Source organism: Tautonia sociabilis (genome assembly GCF_003977685.1).
GTDB classification, from domain to species: domain Bacteria; phylum Planctomycetota; class Planctomycetia; order Isosphaerales; family Isosphaeraceae; genus Tautonia; species Tautonia sociabilis.
The window spans coordinates 1-22,343 of the sequence record NZ_RYZH01000080.1; the positions used below are offsets into that span (position 1 = coordinate 1).

At 70.2% G+C, this 22,343-nt stretch carries 18 protein-coding genes and 1 rRNA gene; 12 read left to right on the forward strand and 7 right to left on the reverse strand.

Annotated elements, in window-relative coordinates; all coding sequences use genetic code 11:
• Positions 1-16: 16 nt before the first annotated feature.
• Positions 17-124, forward strand: a 5S ribosomal RNA gene (gene rrf / locus TsocGM_RS24155).
• A gap of 737 nt (positions 125-861) precedes the next feature.
• Here the strand turns inward: rrf and trpC are convergent.
• A complete protein-coding gene (gene trpC, locus TsocGM_RS24160; RefSeq protein WP_126728036.1) occupies positions 862-1,668 on the reverse strand; it encodes an indole-3-glycerol phosphate synthase TrpC in 807 nt (268 codons plus the stop codon).
• A gap of 183 nt (positions 1,669-1,851) precedes the next feature.
• Positions 1,852-3,267, reverse strand: a complete 1,416-nt coding sequence (gene asnS / locus TsocGM_RS24165; RefSeq protein ID WP_126728037.1) for an asparagine--tRNA ligase — start codon at positions 3,265-3,267, stop codon at positions 1,852-1,854.
• A 267-nt stretch (positions 3,268-3,534) separates the two neighbouring features.
• Here asnS and ubiE point away from each other — a divergent pair, with 267 nt between their 5' ends.
• Together ubiE and TsocGM_RS24175 are read left to right on the forward strand one after the other, a co-directional pair.
• Positions 3,535-4,296: a bifunctional demethylmenaquinone methyltransferase/2-methoxy-6-polyprenyl-1,4-benzoquinol methylase UbiE gene (gene ubiE, locus TsocGM_RS24170; RefSeq protein WP_199756895.1), complete on the forward strand. Its 762-nt coding sequence runs from the start codon at positions 3,535-3,537 to the stop codon at positions 4,294-4,296.
• Positions 4,297-4,337: 41 nt separating this feature from the next.
• Positions 4,338-4,943, forward strand: coding sequence for a UbiX family flavin prenyltransferase (locus TsocGM_RS24175; protein ID WP_126728051.1), 606 nt, complete (start codon positions 4,338-4,340; stop codon positions 4,941-4,943).
• Here the strand turns inward: TsocGM_RS24175 and TsocGM_RS24180 are convergent.
• Positions 4,931-5,410, reverse strand: coding sequence for an alpha/beta fold hydrolase (locus TsocGM_RS24180; protein ID WP_126728038.1), 480 nt, complete (start codon positions 5,408-5,410; stop codon positions 4,931-4,933). The two genes, TsocGM_RS24175 and TsocGM_RS24180, sit on opposite strands and share 13 nt — an antisense overlap.
• Positions 5,411-5,523: 113 nt before the next feature.
• Entirely contained in the window at positions 5,524-6,396 is an 873-nt protein-coding gene (locus tag TsocGM_RS24185; RefSeq protein WP_199756896.1) for an SDR family oxidoreductase, read from the reverse strand.
• 157 nt (positions 6,397-6,553) lie between these two features.
• Here TsocGM_RS24185 and TsocGM_RS24190 point away from each other — a divergent pair, with 157 nt between their 5' ends.
• Together TsocGM_RS24190 and TsocGM_RS24195 are read left to right on the forward strand one after the other, a co-directional pair.
• Positions 6,554-7,450, forward strand: a complete 897-nt coding sequence (locus TsocGM_RS24190; RefSeq protein ID WP_126728053.1) for a UbiA-like polyprenyltransferase — start codon at positions 6,554-6,556, stop codon at positions 7,448-7,450.
• A 300-nt stretch (positions 7,451-7,750) separates the two neighbouring features.
• Complete coding sequence (locus TsocGM_RS24195; RefSeq protein WP_126728039.1) at positions 7,751-9,775, forward strand: alpha/beta hydrolase; 2,025 nt, start codon at positions 7,751-7,753, stop codon at positions 9,773-9,775.
• A 215-nt stretch (positions 9,776-9,990) separates the two neighbouring features.
• Here TsocGM_RS24195 and mqnE read toward each other — a convergent pair whose 3' ends face one another.
• A complete protein-coding gene (mqnE, locus tag TsocGM_RS24200) occupies positions 9,991-11,139 on the reverse strand; it encodes an aminofutalosine synthase MqnE (RefSeq protein ID WP_126728040.1) in 1,149 nt (382 codons plus the stop codon).
• 209 nt (positions 11,140-11,348) lie between these two features.
• Between mqnE and TsocGM_RS24205 the strand changes: the two genes are divergently transcribed.
• The 6 genes from TsocGM_RS24205 to TsocGM_RS24230 all read left to right on the forward strand — a co-directional run bounded on the left by TsocGM_RS24205 (position 11,349) and on the right by TsocGM_RS24230 (position 17,281).
• A complete protein-coding gene (locus TsocGM_RS24205; RefSeq protein ID WP_126728041.1) occupies positions 11,349-12,500 on the forward strand; it encodes an ATP-grasp domain-containing protein in 1,152 nt (383 codons plus the stop codon).
• Between the two features lie 113 nt (positions 12,501-12,613).
• Positions 12,614-13,312 (forward strand): zinc metallopeptidase, encoded by a 699-nt coding sequence (locus TsocGM_RS24210; RefSeq protein WP_126728042.1) that lies wholly within the window; start codon positions 12,614-12,616, stop codon positions 13,310-13,312.
• A gap of 251 nt (positions 13,313-13,563) precedes the next feature.
• Positions 13,564-14,070, forward strand: coding sequence for a formaldehyde-activating enzyme (gene fae, locus TsocGM_RS24215; protein ID WP_126728043.1), 507 nt, complete (start codon positions 13,564-13,566; stop codon positions 14,068-14,070).
• A 52-nt stretch (positions 14,071-14,122) separates the two neighbouring features.
• A complete protein-coding gene (locus TsocGM_RS24220; protein WP_126728044.1) occupies positions 14,123-15,028 on the forward strand; it encodes an NAD(P)-dependent methylenetetrahydromethanopterin dehydrogenase in 906 nt (301 codons plus the stop codon).
• Positions 15,029-15,071: 43 nt separating this feature from the next.
• Positions 15,072-16,106: a DUF1464 family protein gene (locus TsocGM_RS24225; RefSeq protein ID WP_126728045.1), complete on the forward strand. Its 1,035-nt coding sequence runs from the start codon at positions 15,072-15,074 to the stop codon at positions 16,104-16,106.
• 92 nt (positions 16,107-16,198) lie between these two features.
• Positions 16,199-17,281: a ComEC/Rec2 family competence protein gene (locus TsocGM_RS24230; protein ID WP_126728046.1), complete on the forward strand. Its 1,083-nt coding sequence runs from the start codon at positions 16,199-16,201 to the stop codon at positions 17,279-17,281.
• On the opposite strand, the gene TsocGM_RS24235 is transcribed toward TsocGM_RS24230, so the two are convergent.
• Positions 17,282-19,501: a heavy metal translocating P-type ATPase gene (locus TsocGM_RS24235; RefSeq protein ID WP_126728047.1), complete on the reverse strand. Its 2,220-nt coding sequence runs from the start codon at positions 19,499-19,501 to the stop codon at positions 17,282-17,284.
• A gap of 349 nt (positions 19,502-19,850) precedes the next feature.
• On the opposite strand from TsocGM_RS24235, the gene TsocGM_RS24240 reads away from it, so the two are divergent.
• Positions 19,851-20,054: a hypothetical protein gene (locus TsocGM_RS24240; protein ID WP_126728048.1), complete on the forward strand. Its 204-nt coding sequence runs from the start codon at positions 19,851-19,853 to the stop codon at positions 20,052-20,054.
• 120 nt (positions 20,055-20,174) lie between these two features.
• On the opposite strand, the gene TsocGM_RS24245 is transcribed toward TsocGM_RS24240, so the two are convergent.
• The coding region (locus tag TsocGM_RS24245; protein WP_126728049.1) for a tetratricopeptide repeat protein at positions 20,175-22,343 on the reverse strand (2,169 nt) is incomplete at its 5' end.

The following is a 22,343-nucleotide window of genomic DNA, read 5'->3' on the forward strand; positions in this document are numbered from 1 at the left end:
GCGGGACGGACGCCTTCCCGGCGACCAGACCCGCGAGGTCACACCCGTTCCCATCCCGAACACGGCCGTTAAGCTCGCGGGGCCCATGATAGTGCTTCGGCGCGAACGTCGGTCATCGCCGGGTCCCATTCCCGAAGACGCCCTGCATCACCCCCGTGATGCGGGGCGTCTTCGCGCGCTGACTTCTTCTTCCCTTGCTCACTTCCCTCGCGTCGGATCGGCTGCGGGCGATTCCTGTCCCGAGCGACGCTCCTCGCTTCTCGAATCCGATCACTGCGATCGGCCCGATTCCCGATGATCTGGCCGAGGACCCGATCGCGATTCCGGGGATGTCCCTCGTCCGCCCGCACCGAAACTGATCGATCGACCGGGGCCGGCGGCCCCTGACCAATCATGGCCGACCGACGTGACGCACACCGATCCCGCCTCGAATTTGGGAGCTCCCACGTTGCCGACGCTCCCGTCCGGCGAGGTTGTGGATCGCAGGGACGACGCGATGCCGGATCGGGGGGCATTGCGCCCCTCCGGCGCGGAACGAACCCAACGCGATCGGCACAAGTTGTTTCTGGATCTCGGAGATCGTCGAACCGGAAGCCCGTGAATTCGGCGCACCGTGTCGATTCGAGGCGCGTTCGAGGCGTCGTCCGCCGAGGAGTCCTCGGCGTTCCAGGGGTGGGCCGAGGCTTCGGGCGGGAGCGTCGTCAGGAACACGTCGGGCGATGGCGCGCTGGCGCGGAGCGAACCCATCACTCATCGCGAAGAGGCGGTTGTTGCAACAGGTTGCGTCGATCGGGCTCAGCGCACCGGAGCGTACTGCCGGCACAGGGGGGGGGCGGCCGTCGGGAGGGGGGCCGGAAGGGCTCAGGATGGCTCGGGGGCCGTTGTGGGGAGGCCGAGCAGCTCGTCGACCGCTCGGCCGATGTCCGGGGAACGCATCAGGGACTCGCCGACGAGGATGGCGTCGACCCCGGCAGCCTCCAGCCGCTCGACATCGGCCCGGTCCCGGATGCCGCTCTCGCTGACCAGCAGCACCCCCTCGGGCACTCGGGGGCGGAGGCGGAAGGTGTGCTCCAGGTCGGTGACGAACCGGGTGAGGTCTCGGTTGTTGATCCCGACGAGATCGGCGCCGGCCGAGAGGACCCGGTCGAGGTTGGCGTCCTCGTGGATTTCGACCAGCGCGGCCATGCCCAGCGACCGGGCTCGGGCCAGGAGGGCGGCCAGCGTCGGATCGTCGAGGATCTCGGCGATCAGCAGCACGGCATCGGCCCCTGCCATGCGGGCTTCGACCACCTGATACTCGTCGATCAGGAAGTCCTTGCGGAGAATCGGGATCGCCACCGAGGCCCGGACGCGGGCGAGGTACGAGAGGTGCCCCTGGAAGTAGGGCACGTCGGTCAGCACGCTGAGGCAGTCGGCCCCGTGGGCCTGGTAGGTGCGGGCGATGGCGACGGGGTCGAAGTCGGCCCGGATCACTCCGGCCGAGGGGCTGGCCTTCTTCACCTCGGCGATCAGCCGGATCGGCCCGGGGCCCATCAGCGCCTGCCGGAAGTCTCGTACCGGGGGAGCCTCGGCGGCCCGGGCCTCCAGCTCGTCGATCGGCATGCGTTTGCGGGCTTCCAGCACCTCGCGGCGCTTGGTGGCGACGATCTCGTCGAGGATGGTGGGCATGGCGTGTTGCCTCGTTGTCTCGGCCTGTGCCGTCTGGAATCTTCTCGACCGCCCGGTTGGCCGGCGAGTCGACGGCGCGGGGGTTCGGGGGCCCTTCACGCGACCGCGCGGAGCCGACCCTGCCCAGCCTCCCCCGGGAGTCCTGTCGAGGAGGGGGGAGATCGTCCCGAGCGGGGTCGGGGATCAGAAGTCGGCGTGACCAGGGGTGCGGGGGAAGGGGATGACGTCCCGGATGTTGGCCATGCCGGTGATGTACTGGATGGTGCGCTCGAATCCGAGGCCGAACCCGGCGTGGGGGACGGTGCCGTAGCGGCGGAGGTCGCGGTACCAGGAGTAGGAGCGGCGGTCGAGGTGCAGGGCGTCGAGCCGGGCGTCGAGGACGTCGAGCCGCTCCTCGCGCTGGCTGCCGCCGATGATTTCGCCGATGCCGGGGGCCAGGACGTCCATCGCGGCGACGGTCTTGCCGTCGTCGTTGAGCCTCATGTAGAAGGCCTTGATGTCCTTCGGGTAGTTCATCACGACCACAGGGCGGCCGACCAGCTCCTCGGTCAGATACCGCTCATGCTCGGACTGGAGGTCGGTCCCCCAGGAGACGGGGAACTCGAACGACTTGCCCCGGGCGACCGCCGCTTCGAGGGCCTTGATCGCGTCGCCGTAGTCCATCCGCTCGAAGCTCGACTCGACGAACGCCTCGACGCGGCGGACGCAGTCCTTGTCGATCCGGTCGGCGAAGAAGGCCATGTCGTCGCCGCGTTCGTCGAGCACGGCGCGGAAGATGGTCTTGAGGAAGTCCTCGGCCAGGTCGGCGTCGTCCTTCAGGTCGGCGAAGGCGATCTCGGGCTCGATCATCCAGAATTCGGCCAGGTGGCGGGTTGTGTTCGAGTTCTCGGCGCGGAAGGTCGGGCCGAAGGTGTAGACTTTGCTCAGGGCCAGGCAGTACGCCTCGACGTTGAGCTGGCCGGAGACGGTCAGGTAGCTCGGCTTGCCGAAGAAGTCGCGGGAGAAGTCGACGCCTCCCTGCTCGTCCCGAGGGAGATTGGCGAGGTCGAGGGTGGAGACGCGGAACATGGCGCCGGCCCCCTCGGCGTCGCTGGCGGTGATGATCGGGGTGTGGACCCAGAAGAAGCCGCGCTGGTGGAAGTAGCGGTGCACGGCCATCGACAGCGAGTGCCGCACCCGGGCGATGGCGCCGAAGGTGTTCGTCCTCGGGCGGAGGTGGGCGACCGTCCGGAGGAACTCGAACGAGTGCCGCTTGGCCGACACGGGGTAGGTGTCCGGGTCGTCGACCTTGCCGACGACCTCCACCCGGCTCGCCTTCACCTCGACGGCCTGCCCCTTGCCCTGCGAGGGGACGAGCTCTCCCGCGACGATCACGGCGCAGCCGGTCGTCAGGTGGGCGATCTCGTCCGAGTAGTTCGGCAAGGTTGCCTCGGCGACGACCTGGATGGGGTGGAAGCCCGAGCCGTCGTGCACCTGGAGGAACGACAGGCCGGCCTTCGAGTCGCGTCGGGTGCGGATCCAGCCCTTCAGGATGACGGTCGAGCCGGTCGGCACGTCGCCGGCCAGCAGGCTTTGGATGGAGGGCGATGGGGTGGGCATGTCGGCTCGGATCGCGTCTGCGACGGCTCGGCGAGGGTCGCGGCCCTCGGGGCGTCGGGCCGCGGCTTGAACTCGAATCGGTTCGGATCGGAGGGGCCATTATCCTCCCGCCCCTCCCGGCTGTCCATCGCCGCGGGGGTCGGCGGCCGGGAGAGCCGGGGGCGAGGGCGGCCGTCGTGGACAACTCGGACGAGCCGCCGCTATCATCGCGGAGAGGACGGCCGTCCCTCCCGCCCCGAACCCTCCCCCTCGAACGGACCGCTCGCCGTGGCCACTCAGACCGACCCTGCCCCGAAGGCCGAGCCGGAGATCGACAAGTCCGGACATCGGGTCCGCTCGATGTTCGCGAGCATCGCCGGCAAGTACGACCTGCTCAATCACTTGCTGAGTCTGAACATCGACCGGCTCTGGCGGTCGTTCACCGTGAGAACCGTCCCCCCCGAGCCAGGCGTGCCGGTGCTCGACTGCTGCACGGGGACGGCTGACCTCGCCCTGGCCTACGACCGGGCGGCGGGGGGCAAGACGACGGTCATCGGCTCGGACTTCTGCCGGGAGATGCTGCTCATCGGCAACGAGAAGGCCCGCAAGCGGGGAGCGACCGGGAGGGTGACCCTGATCGAGGGGGACACCCAGCGGCTGCCGTTCCCGAGCGACGGGTTCGGCGTCGTGACGGTCGCCTTCGGCCTCCGGAACGTGAGCGACACGGTCCGGGGGCTGGACGAGATGATCCGGGTCGCCCGGCCGGGGGGCAAGGTGGCGATCCTGGAGTTCTCCCGGCCGAGAGGACCGGTGCTGGGGAGGATGTACCTGGCCTTCTTCCGACACCTCCTGCCGAGGGTCGGTCAGGCGATCGCCCCGAACCGGTACGACGCCTATCGCTACCTGCCCGAGACGGTGATGCGGTTCCCCGACGGCCAGGAGATGCTCGACCTGATGACCGCTCGGGGGCTGGTCGACGCGGTGCAGCACCCGCTGACGTTCGGCATCGCCACGCTGTACGTCGGCACCAAGCCGGGGGCTTCCCGTTGAGCCGGGCGGCAGGACCGGACGATCGGCCGGTCGTGCTGGCGATGACCGGCGCGAGCGGGGCGCCGTACGCGGTCCGGCTGCTGCGGGTGCTCTGCGCCTCGGGCCGGACGGTCCACCTGACGATCAGCCCGAGCGGCGCCCACGTGCTGCGGGAGGAGACAGGGATCGCCCCGGCGCAGTCATCCTCTCGGTTCGACCCGGCCGTCTTCGGCGCCCTCGGCCCTGGCCGAGTCGTTTACCACCACCACGCCGACTTCACGGCCGGCATCGCCAGCGGCTCGTTCCCGACCGCCGGCATGGTCGTGTGCCCGTGCAGCATGAGCACCCTGGCGTCGATCGCCAGCGGGATGACGACCAACCTGATCGCTCGGGCGGCGGATGTTCATTTGAAGGAGCGTCGTAGGCTGATCCTCGTCCCCCGGGAGACGCCGCTGAGCCTGATCCACCTGGAGAACATGGCGAGCGTCACCAGGGCCGGGGCGGTCGTCTTGCCGGCGATGCCGGGCTGGTATCACCACCCGACCGCGCTGGACGACCTGGTCGACTTCGTGGTGGCCCGGATCCTGGACCAGCTTGGCATCGGGAACGAGCTGATCCGGCGATGGGGTTACGGAGCGCCGCCGGGGGAGGCTGATCAAACCGGCTGATCGGCCGGCCTTGCCCGCTCGCACGCCTCCAGCATGGCTTGGAGCGGTTCGGGGTCGGCGAGGCGGTGGTCGGTGCCGACGACGACCAGGGCGGAGTCGGGCAGGCCGCTGGCGAGGAGCAGCTCCCGGCTCTCGGCGATGGGGATCACGTCGTCGGCCTCGGAGTGGATGATGACCGTGCCGGGCTTGGCGGTCGAGGCCGATCCCCAGCGCTTCCAGGCCGGGCAAAGCAGCACCAGCGGGGTCCAGCCCGACTGGAGGTTCATCGCCACCGCCCCTCCCCGGGAGGAGCCGACGATCACGTCCGGGCGATGGCGGTCGTACACCTGCTGGGCCTGGCGGACGGCGCGGTCGAAGTCGTCGTCGTCGAGCTGAGGGTTGAGAACCGTGTGGCCGGCCCGGGAGAGGTAGGTCGGCTTCACGCCGCCGGGGACCGAATGCCAGCCGTGGAGGAAGAGGATCGTCATGGGAGGTCGTCCCCGCTCCGGGTCGTCTCAGGTCGCTCATTGGATTCTTCCCGGGGCTCCCCTTCCCGACAAGGGCGACCGGCCCGGCCCGTCGGCTCCGAGACCGGGAGGAATCAGGGGCTCGGAGAGGCCAGGCCGGTCCGCTCCTCGCTGACCCGCCAGAGCCGGCGGGCGGCCTCGTCGTCCTTGGCGGCCCGGGAGGGCTCGGCGGGCGTCCTCTTGATGAAGTATCGGCCGGAGACCCCCTCGACCTCGGGAGCGCTCGCCAGGTAGACCGAGGTTCGCGCCCCCTGCTCGGGGGAGATGGCGAACACGCCGGCCAGCCGCCGCATCGCCCAGTAGCCGGTCCCGTGGCCGGAGAAGAACGACGAGTTCACAAAGCCGGGGTGCAGGGCGTTGACCGTCACCCCCGTCCCCTCCAGCCGTCGGGCCAGCTCCCGGGCGAACAGTAGGTTGGCCAGCTTCGATCGGCCGTAGGCCATCATGCCCTGGTAGCGCCGCCGGCCTTCGAGGTCGTCGAAGTCGAGCGTCATCCCGCGATGGGCCTCGGAGGAGACGATCACCACCCGGGACGGGGAGGACGCCTCCAGGAGGTCGCGGAGCAGGATCGTCAGCAGGAAGTAGGCCAGGTGGTTCAGCGCGAAGGTCCGCTCGATGCCGTCGACGGTCTCCCGACGCTCCAGGAACAGGGCGCCGGCGTTGTTGACAAGGACGTCGAGGCGGTCGAACCGGCGGCGGAACTCCTCGGCGAGGAGTCGGACCTCGGCCTGGGAGGAGAGGTCGGCGACGAGGGCCTCGACCCTCGGGTTGCCGGTCCGCTGGCGGATGCGGGCGAGGGCGGCCTCGCATCTCGTCGGGTCGCGGCCCACCAGGACGACGGTCGCCCCCTTCCGGGCCAGCTCCTCGGCCGTGACGGCGCCGATGCCGGACGTCGCCCCCGTCACCAGGCAGGTCTTGCCGATCATCGTGGCCTCGGTCTCCGGCATTGTGGTCGTCCCTCCGGCCGCTCGGGGCCGAGGTGAGAGGAAGGGAAGCGGGGCCTAACGGATCGGCCCCGAGATGACTAGACTCTAGGGGCGAAGGGAGCGATCGGGCATGCCCCTTCCGCCCCGATTGGGGGGGAAACTCGACAACGGCGGGACCATGACGACGGAGCAAGCGAAACCCCTGAAACCCCTTGCGGCGATCCGGGAGCTGCTGGGGCTTGTCCGGTTCAGCCACACGCTGTTCGCCTTGCCGTTCGCCCTGCTCGGTGCGGCGATGGCGGCGGCCGGGCATCGGACCGGGCCGAAGCCGTGGCTGGGGATCCTGCTCTGCATGGTCACCGCCCGCTCGGCGGCGATGGCCTTCAACCGGCTGGTCGACCGGCACCTCGACGCCCGCAATCCAAGGACCGCCACACGGCACCTGCCCAGCGGCCGGCTCTCGGTGCGGGCGGTGACCCTGTTCACGATCGCCAACGCGGCGCTGTTCGTGGCGAGCACGGCCCTGTTCCTCCCGGAGAACCCGTGGCCGGTCGTGCTGTCGGTGCCGGTCCTGCTCTGGCTGCTCGGTTACTCGTATGCGAAACGATTCACGAGTCTGGCGCACTACTGGCTCGGCGCGGCGCTGGCGATGGCGCCGATCGCGGCCTGGATCGCCATTCGGGGGGACCTCGCCTGGCCTCCAGTGCTGCTCGGCCTGGCGGTGCTTTGCTGGGTCGGCGGGTTCGACATCATCTACGCCTGCCAGGACGCCGCGTTCGACCGGCAGAGCGGGCTGCGGAGCATCCCCGCCCGGCTCGGGGTCGGCGGCGCGTTGCGGCTGGCGGCGGCGAGCCACGCGGCGATGGTGGTCTGCCTGGTCGCGACGGGGCTGAGCTATCCGGCCTTCGGCCTGGTCTACTGGGTGGGCGTGGCGACGGTGGCAGTGCTGTTGTCGTATGAACATGCGATCGTTCGCGAGTACGATCTCGGGCGTGTCAATGTCGCGTTTTTTTACGTAAATATTGGCATCAGCCTGGGGTTGCTGGCGATCGGCCTGCTCGACCTGGCGATCTGACGAGGGGCGGGCCCTTGGCCGACCACTCCGATCTTGTCGAGATGTTCGAGCGGTTGCCGATCTTCGCAGGCGGGCTGCTGTTCGGCCTCGTCTCGGGGGTGGTCGCCGTCCGGCTCGCGATGTCGGGGACGCGGCGGTTCTCTTCCGTGGGTGCGGTCGTCCGGCTGATCGCGGCCCGGAGACGACCTCCCGGCCGGCGGCGGCGGGTAGGGCGGCCTGGGAGGAGGTGGTAGAATCCGGCCCTCTGGGACGGCCGGCGCCGCTGCTGCCGCCCCTCCTCAATGGCCGGGAGCCGCAACGATGACCGAGAGAACGCCTCGACCGAGGATCGCGACGCCGACCGCCCTCGCCCTCGCCCTCGCCCTCGCCCTCCTGCCGCTCGCCTCGGCGACCGCCCAGGACGACCGTCACCCGCCGAGCGACGAGCAGCTCGCCGCCATCCGAGAGAAGTCGGCCGAGCTGGCCGAACGGCTCGATCGGCTGGATGGGGCGCTCAGCCCCGATCAGCGCGCGGTGGGGGACGCCTTCGCCGACGTGGCCATTTTCCACAAGGCGGCCGAGTGGATCGTTCGCCACGGCGAGTTCTTCGAGGAACGCTCCGCCGAGTGGACGATCGACGCCCTCGACCGAGGGCTTTCCCGGGCCGAGCAGGCCCTCAATGGCGATCGCCCCTGGGAAACGGCCGAGGGGGGAGTGGTCCGGGGGTTCGTGTCGAAGGTCGACGGATCGGTGCAGCCGTATGCGGTGTACCGGCCGGAGGGGCTGGACCGGGGGCGCCGGGTGCGGCTGGATGTGGTCTTGCACGGGAGAAATGCTCGGCTGAATGAAGTGCGGTTCATCCGGGATCACGACGGGAAGCCGGCCGAGGGGATTCCGACCGATCGGATCGTGCTGCACGTCTACGGCCGGGGGAACAACGCCTACCGGTGGGCGGGGGAAACGGACGTCTTCGAGGCGATCGCCGCAGTTCGTCGCACCGAGCAGATCGACCCGGCCCGGATCGTTCTGAGGGGCTTCTCGATGGGGGGGGCGGGCGCCTGGCACCTGGGGTTGCACTTCCCAAGCGAATGGGCCGCCGTGGAGGCGGGGGCCGGGTTCTCGGAGACGATCCGGTATGCGAAGCTCGACGATCTTCCTGAGTATCAGCGCAAGGCACTGCACATCTATGATGCCGTCGATTATGCCCTCAACGCATTCGGCGTGCCGATCGTCGGCTACGGGGGAGAGGAAGACCCGCAGCTCCAGGCGTCGGAGAACATCGTCGAGGCGCTGCGGTCGCTTGGGATCGAGACGACGACCGAGGGGCTTCAGACCCGGGCCGAGGGGCTGGAGTTCCTCCGAGTGGTCGGCGCCGGGATGGGGCACCGGGTGGACGAGGAGAGCAAGGCGGTCATCGACGCTTTCCTCGACGAGAACGCCGATCACGGGGTCGACGCCGACCGCCCCCGGGTGCGGTTCGTCTCCTACACGACGAAGTACCACCGGGCGGCGTGGATCCAGGTTCCCGAGCTGATCGAGCACTACCGGAGGGCGACCGTCGAGGCCGAGGTCGACCCGGAGGATCCGTCGGTGGTCGCGATCGCCACGGAGAACGTCGCGGTGCTGGCCGTCGAGCGCCAGGTGGCGGAGACGGCCCGGATCGACGGGGTCGAGCTGCCGTTGGCGGACGCGGCCGGGGGGCTGCTGCCGTCGGTCTTCTATCGAAGGCGGGGGGATTCGTGGGAGGTGCTCGATTACGAGCAGTCTCGGGCGATCCAGACCAACGCCGAGACGCGCAAGCACCCCGGCCTGCAGGGGCCGGTTGACGACGCCTTTACCGGCCCGTTTCTGTGCGTGAGGGGGACGGGAACCCCGTGGAACCCGGGGATCCACCGCTGGGCGGTCGAGCGGCTCGACCGCTTCGCCGAGGAGTGGGACCAATGGATGCGAGGGGAGCTGCCGATCAAGGATGATGTGGATGTGACGGATGAGGACATCCGTCGGTTCCACCTCGTCTTGTTCGGCGACCCGGGGTCGAACCTGCTGATCGATCGGCTCTTGCCTCGGCTCCCTGTGGGATGGGTCCGGGGCCGGGTCGGATTCCAATCGCCGTATCCGGCGGAGAGCCACGCTCCGGTGCTGATCGCGCCGAACCCGCTGAACGTCGGGCGCTACGTTGTGGTCAACAGCGGCCACACCTTCGGGGCCGACGCTTTCCGGGGCACCAACGCGCTGCTCTTCCCCCGGCTGGGAGACTTCGCGGTCATCCGGATCGATCGGGAGGGGGGCGAGGTGGTCGAGTCGGGTTACTTCGACGAGGGGTGGAAGCTGGCGGTTCCGGAATAGCCGAGGGCGGCTTCCGGAGCTCGATCGAGAATGGCCAGTCGTTGGGCCGGGGAGGCCGGGGAAGGCGCCTCCCCGGCCGTTCCGAGCCTCGAAGGATCGGCGATCCGAGGACGAGACGTCGGGGGAGAGCCCGATCGGCGGTCGCCTCTCACCGGAGGCTGGAGGGCCGGCCGCCGATCGGGAGCGCGGGACCGGCCGTCGCCTCGGATGGAGGATCAGCGGACGACGCCGGCGAGGGCGGGCACGTCGATGTGCTCGCCGGGCCACCAGCGGGCGCCGTCTCGCTCGATCCGGTGGTAGAGGGTGTCGCGCTCGACGGGGATGCGGCCGGCCTCCTCGATGAGGCGGCGGATCTCGGCGATGGTCAGTTCCTGGGGGGTCTCGGCGCCGGCCTCGTGGTAGATCGTCTCGTAGACGACGGTGCCGTCGAGGTCGTCGGCGCCGAAGGACAGCGCCACCTGCGCCGTCTTGATGCCGAGCATGATCCAGTACGCCTTGATGTGCGGGAAGTTGTCAAGCATCAGGCGGCTGATGGCCATCGTCTTGAGGTCCATCACGCCGGAGGGCTTGGGGATGTCGCTCATCCGGGAGTTGTCGGGGTGGAAGGCCAGCGGGATGAACGTCTGGAAGCCGCCGGTCTGATCCTGGAGCTCTCGGAGGCGGATCATGTGGTCGATGCGGTGCTCGGGCCGCTCGATGTGGCCGTAGAGCATGGTGGCGTTGGAGTGCAGGCCCAGCTCGTGGGCGGTGCGGTGGCACTCGAGCCAGGCCTCGGTGGAGGCCTTGGCGCCGCAGATCTGGTCTCGGATCTCGGGGTGGAAGATCTCGGCACCGCCGCCGGGGAGGCTGCCGAGGCCGGCGTCGATCAGCCGCTGCATGATGTCGCGGAGCGGGGCGCGCTCGATCTTGCGGAACCACTCGTACTCGACGGCGGTGTACGCCTTGACGTGGATCTCCGGCGCCGCCTCCTTCACCCAGCGGACAACGTCGACGTAGTACTGGAACGGCAGCTTGTTGTGCAGGCCGCCGACGATGTGAAGCTCGGTCGCCCCCCGGCGGTGCGCCTCCTCGGCGCGGGCCTTCACCTGCGCCTCGTTCATCGTGTACGCCCGGTCCTCGCCCAGGTCGGCGCGGAAGGCGCAGAAGTCGCACTTGTAGACACAAACGTTTGTTGGGTTGATGTGCGTGTTGACGTTGTAATACGTGTAATCGCCGTTGTACCGTTCGCGGACGAGGTTGGCCAGCTCTCCGAGGGTGAACAGGTCGTTGGTCTCGTAGAGCGCCAGGCCGTCGTCGAAGCTCAGCCGCTGGCCGGCCTCGACCTTCTCCCGGATCTCCAGCAGCCGATGCGCGTCGGTCGCCATGCGATGGGTCCAGCCATTCGGGGTGAGTCGTGAGGGGGGCCGTTTCGTCGGAAATTTTAGTCGAGATTGAACGAATCATCAAGCAGAGGTTGTGGGGCGGCGGTCCGGCGGTCCGGCTGGAGGAGGGGGCCGGGGGCGGTGTAGACTGCCGGGCCGTCGGGGGGCGGGAGGAGGTCCCGGGCTCCCGGGGGAGGGGACCCGAGGCGAGCATGACCGTCTCCCTGCTGATTGTTGGAGCGAGTGTGAGGGCGGCGGCTGGCTCGGCGCTCCGGGCGGGGTTCGGGCCGGTGGGGGTCGACCTGTTCTCGGACGAGGATCTCCGGGCGATGGCCCGGTCGCGTCGGGTCGAGCCGGGATCGTATCCGGGGGGCTTGGTCCGCCTGGCGGAAGCGGAGCCGGCGGGCCCTTGGATGTACACCGGGGCGCTGGAGAACCACCCCGAGCTGATCGACCGGATCTCGGCCGGGCGTCCGCTGTGGGGGAACGACGGAGCGACGACGCGCACGGTGCGCGATCCGATGGCGATGGCGGAGGTCCTTCGATCCCGAGGGCTTCCGGCCTTGGAGGTGCTCCTCGACCCGGCGGGGCTGCCCGAGGACGGGTCGTGGCTGATCAAGCCGTTGCGGTCGGCCGGGGGGATGGGGATCCGGCCTTGGCTGGGGATCGGGAGCGAGGCCGGGGGGGGCCTGCCGTCCTACTATCAGCGCAGGAAACGGGGGCCGAGCGGATCGGCGGTGTTCCTCGCGGACGGGAGGTCGGGGGTTCTGGTCGGGGTGACCCGGCAGTGGATCGGCGGAGGAGCCGGACCGTTCGGGTACCTGGGGAGCGTGGGCCCGGTGGGGATTCCGGGGGAGATGCGGGAGCAACTGGAGCGGACGGGGCGGGTGCTCTCCCGAGCGTTCGGCCTGAGGGGGTTGTTCGGAATCGACTTCGTGAGCGAGGGGGGAGTGGCCTGGCCGACGGAGGTCAACCCGAGGTACTCGGCGTCGGTCGAGGTGCTGGAATGGGCCACGGGCCGGACGTTGCTGCGGGAGCATGCGGCGGTGTTCGACGGAGCGATTGATCGGCATTCGAGTTGCAGGGTGGAGATTCCGAGCCGTCGGGTCGGGAAGCTGATCGTCTTCGCGAGGAGGGACGGCTCGATCCCGGAGAACGTTCGCTGGAGGCTCGACGACCTGGCGGCCGGGAGGTTCCCTCGGCTGGCGGACCTGCCCGCGCCGGGATCGCGGTTCCGGGCCGGTCAGCCGGTGCTGACGCTTCTGGAGCGGGGGAGGTCGGCGGGGGAATGCCGGCGACGGCTGTTTCGAAGGCTGCTCGGCTGGCGGAGGAGGCTGGATCGGTGGGCCAGGGGCCTGCCCTGAGGGTGGGGGGAGAGAACCAATCGGACCGGGCGTCGTAGGATCAGAACGGCGACGGGTGTCGAAGAATACCGTCGAGGAGTCTGTCTCCTGGAGTGATCGAGGGGAGTCTGTCCATGTTCTTCGGAATCGACCCGGTCTACTTCGTGTTCCTGGCCCCGGCGATGCTGCTCGCCGCCTGGGCGCAGATGCGGGTGCAGTCGGCCTATGCCGAGGGCTCGCGGTACCGGGCCTCCTCGGGAGTGACCGGGGCCCAGGCGGCGGCGGAGGTGATGCGGTCGGAGGGGCTAACTCGGATTGCGATCGAGCCGGTGGAGGGCTACCTGAGTGATCATTACGACCCCAGGCACAAGGTGTTGCGGCTTTCGCCGGGGGTGTACGGTGAGCGGTCGCTGGCGGCCCTGGGGATCGCGGCCCACGAGGCGGGGCACGCGCTCCAGGATGCCCACGGGTACACGCCGCTGACCGTCCGGAACCTGCTGGTGCCGGTCGCCGGGTTCGGGTCGAGCGTGGCCTGGATCGTGATCTTCGCCGGCTTCCTGATGAGCTGGACCGGCTTGGTGATCGCGGGGATCGCCCTGTTCTCGGGCGTGGTCCTGTTCCAGTTGGTCAACCTCCCGGTCGAGTTCGACGCCAGCCGACGAGCCCGGGCGCATTTGCTCTCCACCGGGCTGATTACCCCCGACGAGGAGCCGGTGGTCGCCAACGTGCTCAACGCCGCGGCCTGGACCTACGTGGCGGCGACGCTGTCGAGCGTGTTGACTCTGCTGTACTTCCTGTTTCGGTCGGGCCTGCTGGGGAACAATCGGGACTGACCTCGGGAACGGGGAGGCCGGGAGCCGGGATCGGGGCGGTTCGGTGGGGCGCGGGTGATCCCTGACCAGGGAAGAGGGCGGCGCCGGGGGAGCGAGGGCTGGGTGTCGGCCTTTGGCCGCGGCCGCCGCACCCTTGCGGGTCGGCCCGGGCCTGTTATCATGCGAGCCGAGCGCCCCAGGGCCGAGTGAGTGCGGCCCCCGGGGACCGACCGATTGCCATGCCACGCCCCAGCCTCGGAGATCGACCCCCCATGGCCAGCGATCACACCCTGCTCGTCGGAGAGGCCCTCGTCGGTGAGGGCAACGAGGTCGCCCACATCGACCTGCTGATCGGCACCAAGACCGGCCCCGTCGGCGCCGCGTTCGCCAACGCGCTGGCCAACCAGTCGAAGGGGCACACCAGCCTGCTGGCGGTGCTGGAGCCGAACCTGGCCGTCAAGCCGTCGACCGTGCTGATCACCAAGGTGACGATCGAGGGGCTGGACCAGGCCGTCCTGATGTTCGGCCCCGCCCAGTACGCCGTGGCGAAGGCGGTGGCCGACTGCGTGGCCGACGGCACCATCCCGGCCGACAAAGCCGAGGATCTCTGCATCGTCTGCGGCGTGTTCATCCACCCCGACGCCAAGGACAAGGCCAAGATCAACCAGTACAACTACGAGGCGACCAAGCTCTCGATCAAGCGAGCCATGAAGGGGGAGCCGGCCGCCTCGGAGGTCGTGGCCAAGAAGGACTCGGCCAGCCACCCGTTCGCGTCCTGATGCGATCCTCTCCTGCCGCCCTCCCCTGCCGGGGGGCGGCAGGCGGGGTTGGATGCAGGAGCGAGGCGAGTTCCCGGTGATCGCGAGCCGAGCGTTGAAGACGATCCTCCTCCAGCTCGACACCGACCCCCAGCCCAGCGTCTTCGACGCCGTCGTGGCCGTCGACGCGGGGGTCGACCATCTCTTCCGGCACGGCGGGGTGACGCCGGAGCAGGTGCGGGACCTGGTCTATGGCGCCCTGTTCACTCGGGGGCCGGAGGACCTGAAGCGGACTGCCCTGTTCATCGGAGGCACGGATGTGGCCAGGGCCGAGGCCCTGCTCCGGGCCGCCACCGAGGCGTTCTTCGGGCCGTTCCGGGTCTCGATCCTGCTCGACCCGAACGGCGCGAACACTACCGCCGCGGCGGCCGTGCTCGCGGCGAAGCGGGGGCTCGGCGGCTCGCTCAAGGGGGCGAAGGCGGCCGTGCTGGCCGCCACCGGCCCGGTCGGCCAGCGGGTCGCCCGCCTGCTGGCTCGGCAGGGGGCGGAGGTGACCGTCTCGTCTCGGAGCCAGGAGCGGGCCGGAGCGGTCGCTCGGCAGATCGGAGAGGCGACCGGAGCCCGGCTGACTCCCCTGGCCGCCCCTGACGCCGAGGCGCTCGCCTCGGGGCTTCAGGGGTGTGAGCTCGTCATCGCCGCCGGATCGGCGGGGGTGACCCTCCTGCCGGCCCCGGTGCGGTCGTCGCTGGGGTCGCTGAAGGCGATGATCGACTTGAACGCCGTGCCCCCGCTGGGCATCGAGGGAATCGAGGTCCACGACCGAGACGCCGACCGAGACGGCGTCCGCACCTGGGGGGCGATCGGCGTCGGCGGGACGAAGATGGCGATCCACTCCCGAGCCATCCGGGAGCTGTTCTCGGCGAACGACCGGGTGCTCGACGCCGAGGAGGTCTACGCCCTCGGCGAGGCGCTCGGCTGACGCCTTCCTCCCTCTTGATCCCGGTCGCGAGCGAGCCGATCTCATGCCCCGAGTCGTGGGCACCGACCCCGGCACTGGCAGCCTCGACCTGATTCTGCTGGCCGACGGCGCCGTGCTCGACCAGGGGACGCTCCCTCCCGACGCCGAGCCGGCCTCCCTGCTGGAATGGCTCGACCGCTGGCGGCCGATCGATCTGATCGCCGGGCCGTCGGGGTACGGGCTGCCGCTGGTCCGGGCCGACGAGGCGACGGCGAGCGACCTGGAGCTGATGGCGCTGGTCCGGGAGGACGAGCGCGGCCGGTCGCTTGGCGTCGGCGGTTTCTCCGGCTGGGTCGCGGCGCTGGCCGGATCAGGGCTCCCGGTCGTCTTCCTGCCAGGAGGGATCCACCTGCCGACGATCCCTCCGCACCGCAAGCTGCATCGGGTCGACCTGGGCACGGCCGACAAGGTGGCCGTCGCGGCCCTGGCCCTCCGTCAGGACGCCGACGCCCGGGGGAGGCCGCCGGGGGAGTCGACCTTCGCCCTGGTGGAGATCGGCTCGGCGTTCTCCTCGATCCTCGTGGTCGATCGGGGGGCGATCGTGCATGCCGCCGCCGGTTCAAACGGGCCGATGGGATTGCGGTCGCCTGGGGTTTGGGACGGCGAGGCGGCGTATTTGCTCGGGCCGTTGTCGAAGCGGGACCTGTTCCGGGGGGGGCTCGACGACCTCGGCCCGGCGGCGAGGCCGGCGTTCTTCGAGTCGCTGCGAGCACACCTGGCCGGACTGCTCGAGGTGTCGCCGTTCGACCGGATCTACCTCTCCGGATCGGGCTCGAATCGGCCGGATCTCGAGGGAGCGCTGATCGAGACGCTCTCTCGGTTTGGCGTCGTGTCGTCGCTGGGCCGCCTTCCGGGGGCGGTCGTGAAGCACGCGGCCCAGGGGTCGGCGCTGCTGGCCGACGGCCTGGCCGGGGGCCGGCATGAGGACCTCGTGGCCTCGCTCCGATTGCGGGAGGCGTCGGGCTCGGCGATCGATGGGCTGGAGTCGATGAGGCCCGGGTTCTCGAATCGATTCGCTCGGCGGCCTCCGACCGCTTGAACCGGGGGCGCCGCCACCGCAGAATCGACCCTTGGTTCGTCGGCCGCTTCGAGGGCCGACCTCGACGCGCGTTCCCGATCGGAGCCCCATCGATGGCCTCTCTCCGTTCCCGGATCGCCTCCCTCTTGGCGATCGCCGCCCTGGGTCTGTCCCCCGCCTCGGCCTCGGCCTCGGCCCAGGAGCATGGGCTGGACATCTACTTCATCGACGTCCTCGGTGGCGCCGCCACGCTGGTGGTCACCCCCGAGCGCGAGTCGATCCTCATCGACAGCGGGTGGCCCGGCTTTGACGACCGAGATCCGAAGCGGATTGCCCACGTCCTGAAGGATGTGGCCGGGCTCGACCACCTCGACCACCTGGTGACGACCCACTGGCACATCGACCACTACGGAGGAGTCGAGGGACTGGCGAAGCTCGTCCGCATCGATCGGTTCTGGGACCGCGGCCTCCCCTCCGACGGGATCGCCGGCCTCGACTTCCCCGACGGCCCGAAGCCGGACGATCCGCTGCTGGTCGCCTACCTTGCCGCGAGCGAGGGCAAGCGGACCATTCTGAAGCCCGGCGACGAGCTCCCGCTGGCCGGGGAGGTGTCCGCCGTCGTGCTCGCCTCGGGGGGCCACGTGATCGGAGCAGGAGAGGCGGAGTCGAATGCCCGGTGCGAGGACCTGCCCGCCGACAAGCCGGAGGACCACTCCGACAACGCCCGCAGTCTCGCCCTGGTCTTCCGCTTCGGCGCGTTCGACTTCCTCGACTGCGGCGACCTGACCTGGAACATCGAGCGCCAGCTCATCTGCCCGGCCGACACGATCTCCCGGGGAGCGGGAGACGAGGCGATCGACCTCTACCAGGTGACTCATCACGGCATGGACATCTCAAACCACCCGACGCTGGTGCGGTCGATCCGTCCGACGGTGACGATCATGAACAACGGGCCCCGCAAGGGGGGCTCGGCGGCTGTCGTCCGCCTCCTACGCTCGATCCCCTCGATCGAGGCGAACTACCAGATGCACCGCAACGTCGCCACCGGTCCTGAGGACAACACCGACCCGGCCCTGATCGCCAACGACTCTCCCGAGGGAGGCCAGTTCATCCACGTTCGAGTCGAGCCGGATGGGTCGGCGTTCCGGGTGCGGATTGGGGAAAACGGGCAGGAGCGAGCCTTCAAGGCGCGATGATCATGCGCCCTGGGCCCGGCCGGCCGCGGAGCCGGGCCCATCGACCGGCCGCAGCAGCCGGAGGGCGTTGGCAACGACGACCAGCGTCGTGCCCACGTCGGCGGCGATCGCCATCCAGAGGGTGGCCAGGCCGGCGGCCGCCAGTGCGAGCACGAGCAGCTTGACCCCGACCGCCAGCGCGATGTTCTGGCGGATGACCCGAAGCGTGCGGCGGCTGTGGCGGACGAGCCAGGGGAGGGCGCGGAGGTCGTCGGCCATCAGGACGACGTCGGCCGCCTCCAGGGCGACGGCGCTGGAGATGCCGCCCAGGGCGACGCTAACTCGGGCTTCGGCCAGGGCGGGGGCGTCGTTGACCCCGTCGCCGACCATGCCGGTCGGCCCGAGTTCGCGGTCGAGCTCGGCGACGGCTCGGGCCTTGTCGGCGGGCAACAGGCCGGCGCGGTGGTCGGCCAGGCCGAGTTCGGCGGCGGTGGCGGCGGCGGTCGGAGCGTTATCCCCGGTGAGCATCACCGTGCGAAGACGGAGGGAGGCCAGCTCGGCGAGCACCTCGGCCGCCTCGGGGCGGGGGCGGTCGGCCAGCCGGATCCAGCCGAGCGGCCCCCCGGAGTCCGACAGCGCGACCGAAGTGCCGGGCCCGCGCTCGGCGAGGCCGATGGAGGCGTGGAAGGCATCGTCGCAGAGGCCGACCTCGTCGATGTAGCGGTGGCTGCCGATGTGATAGCGCGTTGCCTCCACTGTGCCGACAGCCCCGAGCCCGGGATGGGAGTGATAGTCCTCGGCCTCGGGGACGGCGATCCGAAGCGCTCGGGCGTGCCGGGCGATCGCCCGGCCGAGGACGTGGCCGCCGAGGTCCCCCAGGGCCGCGGCCACCTGGAGCATCCGGGTCGGGCAGCCGGAGGGGGTCGGAACGACCTCGACGACGCTCGGCTCACCCCGGGTCAGCGTGCCCGTCTTGTCGAAGGCCAGCACGCGGAGCCGGCCCATCGCCTCGAGGGACTGCCCTCCCTTCACCAGCACTCCGCTCCTCGACGACGAGGCCAGCGCGCTGACCACCGCCACCGGAGTGCCGATCACCAGAGCGCACGGGCAGGCCACCACCAGCACGACCAGGCCCCGGAGGAACCAGTCCCGCCAGTCGGCCGATCCCCCGGCCGCCTGGATCGCCAGCGGAGGCCCGACCATCAGCAGCACCGCTAGGGCGACCGCCATCGGCGTGTAGGCCGAGGCGAAGCGCTCGATGCTCCGCTCCATCGGCATCCGACGGCTCTGCGCCTGGCGAACCAGCGCCGTCGTCCGGGCCACGACCGAGTCTCCCAGCGGCCGGGTCGCCTCGACCTCCAGCGCACCGTCGCCGTTGACCGTCCCGGCGAAGACCTCGTCTCCCTCCTCCTTGGCCACGGGGACCGACTCGCCGGTAATCGCCTTCTGATCCACGGCCGACCGCCCGGCCGCCACCCGGCCGTCGATCGGCACCCGCTCGCCGGGCCGGACTCGGACGCGGTCTCCCGGGCAGAGGGAGTCGGCCGGTACCACTCGGATCGCGCCATCCGGCCCGATCCGCTCGGCCGTCTCTGGGGCCACCTCCAGCAGCGACCGCACCGCCCGCTTCGCCCGGGAGAGGCTCTGGGCCTCCAGCGCCTCGGCCAGGCCGAACAGGAAGGCGACCGTCGCGGCCTCTCCCCACTCTCCCAGGGCGACCGCCCCGGCGATGGCCAGGGACATCAGCAGATGGATTCCCAGGTGCCCGCGCCGAAGGCCTCGCCAGCCCTTCGGCAGCAGCTCGACCGCCCCCGCGACGATCGCCGCCGCGTAGCCCCCGATCGCGACCCAACCCACCGCGCCGCCCGGGTCCGATCCCCCCCGGAGCCATCCCGACCAATCCGCCGCCGCCCCGACCGCCAGGGCCGTCCCGGAGGCGGTCGCCGCCCCCCATCGCCCCGCGAGGACCCGCCAGGTCTCCTCGTCCCCTCCCCCCCGGGCGATCGGCGGCTCCTCGGCCACCGGCTCGGCCCTCATCCCGGCCCCTCGGGTGACGAGCCCGGCCAGGGCGATCGGGTCGGTCACCATCGGGTCGAAGCCCACCGACACCCGGCCCTCCTGCGGGTCGAAGGCCAGCTCGATCACGCCGGGCCTGCCATCCAGCGCCGATCGGATCGGCGGCACTTCCCCCGGGCAATCCAGCCCCTCGACCCTCAGCGTGCAGCGGGCCAGCCGCTCCATCCCCCCGCCTCCGATCCTCCCTCCCGCCCCCTCCGCCCCGTCCTTCCGGGGCTCCTCGGCGCCGGGGTGCGTCCCGGAATTATAGGGGTCGTCCCGACTTGTGCCTACGCGGGCCCGCTCCCCGGCCGCCCGGCTTGCTTATCTTGGCGAAATTCGTGAAAAGAGTCACCAAGCCGGGCCCGAATTCAGATCATGCTACTGTACGACACGCGACCCCGAAGAGTCGGACGTCGCGGGACAACGACCGGCCTGGTTCGCTGCGGAGGACCCGAGATGAACGCTCAGACTCAAGCCTCGACTGATCGTTTCAAAATCACGCTACAAAAACACCATTTAAAACGAGTGACCCATGGCCCGCATCCGCAACCCTCGCTACGCCCCGGAGTTCCTTGAGCGCCGCCTGAGCCCCTCGAGCGTCGGCATCGCCCCCCACGCGGCTGAGGTCTCGATGCAAGCCGTCGACACCGAGGAGCCGCTGCCGACCGATCAGAACGGCAACCCCATCCCGGAGCCGATCTCCTCCGATGGTCCCGGCCAGACCGGGCCGGTTTGATCGAGAGTCCCGATCGAGCGATCACGACCGGTTCGAGGCCCCGGCGGCGGGAGCGCCGGGGCCTCGCTGTTGACCGGCTCGGGCGAATGATCGAAACGCTTCGGTCTTGTTTTCATGTTGTTAAAAGTCGACGCCGCCGATCAAACCGGCGAGTTCTGCCCGATGGTCGGCGAGGGCGGGATCGGTGTAAAAGCGGCGCTCGATGTAGCCCGGGTGGGAGGCTCGGGCCGATTCCAGGGCCCTGGCGGCCTTGGTGAGCATCGAGGGATCCTGCCTGGCGGCGGAGACGCACGCCCGGGCCAGGGCGTACTGGACCTCGCCGCGATATCGTCCGGTTCGGTCGGCCATGACCGAGGCCTCCTCGACGAGCCGGATTGCCTCTTTCGGTTTTCCGCTGAGGGCCTCCTCTCCCGAGAGGACGAGGAAGGAGATCAAGCCGGTCGGCTTGCGCTCGATCAGAAGCTCGACGTTCGGGTCGGCCACGAACTGCCGATAGTCTTCCGTGGCCTTGGCGATCTCCCCCTGCCGTTGGTAGGTGACCGCCCGGTTGAATCGAGTGGCCAGGTGCCCCGGTTCGAGCTCGAGGATTCGGTTATAGAGTCGGATCGCCTCGTGGAGGTCGCCCCGGGCGAGATATTCGTCGGCCAGCATCCCCTGAGTTCCCAGCTCATCGAGTTCGTCTGGGGCGTCGCCGAGGTCGAACCCGGGGTGATCCGCGAAGGCGACCTGGACGAACGGATTGAGCTTGAGATCCGGGGCGAGCGCGAGATGCCCATTCAGATCTCGGATTGCCCTCCGGCCATCGGGAGTGCCGGCGCGGTTCAGCCGAGCGAGCCCCTGCTCGACCAGTTCGGGGCGGCCGGTCCGAGCCCCAAGCAGGGCCAGATCCCTCCAGCCGACGGGCCAGCGAGGTGCCTTCTCGACGACTCGGCGATACCACCGAATCGCGTCCTCGTCCCGACCGAGATAGAACGCACAGCTTCCTCTGCCGAGCAGGACCGCCACGTCTCCTGGCCGACGATCGAGGCAGCGGGCGTAGGATCGATCCGCCGTCTCGAAGTCCCCATTCCGATACGAGATCGCTCCCAGTCGGTACCAGGGCCAGTAGAGGTCCGGGCGGGCTGAGATGGCGGCCTTGTACCGAGTGACGGCGGAGGCATGGCCGATCGAGGAGGGGTCGAAGCCGATCGCTTCGGCCTCCTGGGGGCGGAGGACCTCGGCGAGGACCCCCTCCAGGTAGTCTTCGAGCCAGGGGGGCGACTCGCGCTCTGGCGGGGAGTGTTGAGGTTCCCCCGGCAGGCCGAGCTGGGAGCCAAGGAGCCGGGCGATGCCATCGAGTACCGAGAGACGACAGTCCTGGCGAATCCGGTTCAGGACCTTGTACGCGCGTTCCCGGTCCTCTCGGAAGGGCGCATTCTCCGGACGAGCGGCCTCGATCCCGTAGACGAGCGCCTGTTCGATGATCCAGGCTCGGGCATCCGAGGCGTCCGGCTCCTTCAATCGAATCAGGTCCTCGTGGTTCCAGAAGTCCGAGGTTGTGTCGTCGAGCAGGTCGTAGGCGGTGAAGAGGCGTTCCGCATGGCTGGGGTTCCCCGGCCGCCCTCTCGAGTCGCGAGGGTCATACGACCAGAACGCCCGGGCGCCGAAGTCGAGATCGTGGGCGAGCCCGATGTACTTTTCGAGGGCGCGATCACTCAGGTCGGACCTTCCGGCGTGAATGTGAGCTGCGGCGACCGTGCACATGCCCCCGATGCCGACGGATAGGGTCGCCGCCGTGAAGGCCTTGCGATGGCCCCGGAGCCATCGGCCGACGTTGACCAGCAACGGCGATCTGGTATGGGCCAGGGGCCGGCCGGCGCGCCAGCGGTCGAGATCCTCGGCGAGCTGGGAGGCGTTCGCGTAGCGCTCGGCGGGGGCGGGGGCGAGGCAGCGGCGGAGGATGACGCGGAGGCCGGGGGGGACGGAGGCGAGCCGGGGGCGGTCGCAGGGGTCGCCGCTGGAGCGTTCGGAGGCGAGCCGGGCGGCGAGGGATCGGCCGGAGCGGAGGGAGTCGTCGGGGGGGGGAACGTCGGGGGGGACGCCGGTGATGGCCTCGCGGAGGATCAGGCCGAGGGCATAGAGGTCGGCTCGGTGTCGGGCGGCGGGGCAGGGGGGGGGAGCGAGCTCGGGCTCGGCGATGACTCGAAGGCGCTCGGGGGCCATGTAGGCGAGCGTGCCGCCGGGGTCGCGCGAGGAGGAGCCGGCGGGGGAGGCGGGGCCGGGGCTCCAGTCGGTCGAGAGGTTGAAGTC

Bases quoted from the DNA above. Each gene is read 5' to 3' on its own strand.
- trpC (WP_126728036.1), bottom strand. From the start codon at position 1,668: ATGCCCACCATCCTCGACGAGATCGTCGCCACCAAGCGCCGCGAGGTG.
- asnS (WP_126728037.1), bottom strand. From the start codon at position 3,267: ATGCCCACCCCATCGCCCTCCATCCAAAGCCTGCTGGCCGGCGACGTG.
- TsocGM_RS24175 (WP_126728051.1), top strand. From the start codon at position 4,338: ATGACCGGCGCGAGCGGGGCGCCGTACGCGGTCCGGCTGCTGCGGGTG.
- TsocGM_RS24180 (WP_126728038.1), bottom strand. From the start codon at position 5,410: ATGACGATCCTCTTCCTCCACGGCTGGCATTCGGTCCCCGGCGGCGTG.
- TsocGM_RS24185 (WP_199756896.1), bottom strand. From the start codon at position 6,396: ATGCCGGAGACCGAGGCCACGATGATCGGCAAGACCTGCCTGGTGACG.
- TsocGM_RS24190 (WP_126728053.1), top strand. From the start codon at position 6,554: ATGACGACGGAGCAAGCGAAACCCCTGAAACCCCTTGCGGCGATCCGG.
- TsocGM_RS24195 (WP_126728039.1), top strand. From the start codon at position 7,751: ATGACCGAGAGAACGCCTCGACCGAGGATCGCGACGCCGACCGCCCTC.
- mqnE (WP_126728040.1), bottom strand. From the start codon at position 11,139: ATGGCGACCGACGCGCATCGGCTGCTGGAGATCCGGGAGAAGGTCGAG.
- TsocGM_RS24205 (WP_126728041.1), top strand. From the start codon at position 11,349: ATGACCGTCTCCCTGCTGATTGTTGGAGCGAGTGTGAGGGCGGCGGCT.
- TsocGM_RS24210 (WP_126728042.1), top strand. From the start codon at position 12,614: ATGTTCTTCGGAATCGACCCGGTCTACTTCGTGTTCCTGGCCCCGGCG.
- fae (WP_126728043.1), top strand. From the start codon at position 13,564: ATGGCCAGCGATCACACCCTGCTCGTCGGAGAGGCCCTCGTCGGTGAG.
- TsocGM_RS24220 (WP_126728044.1), top strand. From the start codon at position 14,123: ATGCAGGAGCGAGGCGAGTTCCCGGTGATCGCGAGCCGAGCGTTGAAG.
- TsocGM_RS24225 (WP_126728045.1), top strand. From the start codon at position 15,072: ATGCCCCGAGTCGTGGGCACCGACCCCGGCACTGGCAGCCTCGACCTG.
- TsocGM_RS24230 (WP_126728046.1), top strand. From the start codon at position 16,199: ATGGCCTCTCTCCGTTCCCGGATCGCCTCCCTCTTGGCGATCGCCGCC.
- TsocGM_RS24235 (WP_126728047.1), bottom strand. From the start codon at position 19,501: ATGGAGCGGCTGGCCCGCTGCACGCTGAGGGTCGAGGGGCTGGATTGC.
- TsocGM_RS24240 (WP_126728048.1), top strand. From the start codon at position 19,851: ATGGCCCGCATCCGCAACCCTCGCTACGCCCCGGAGTTCCTTGAGCGC.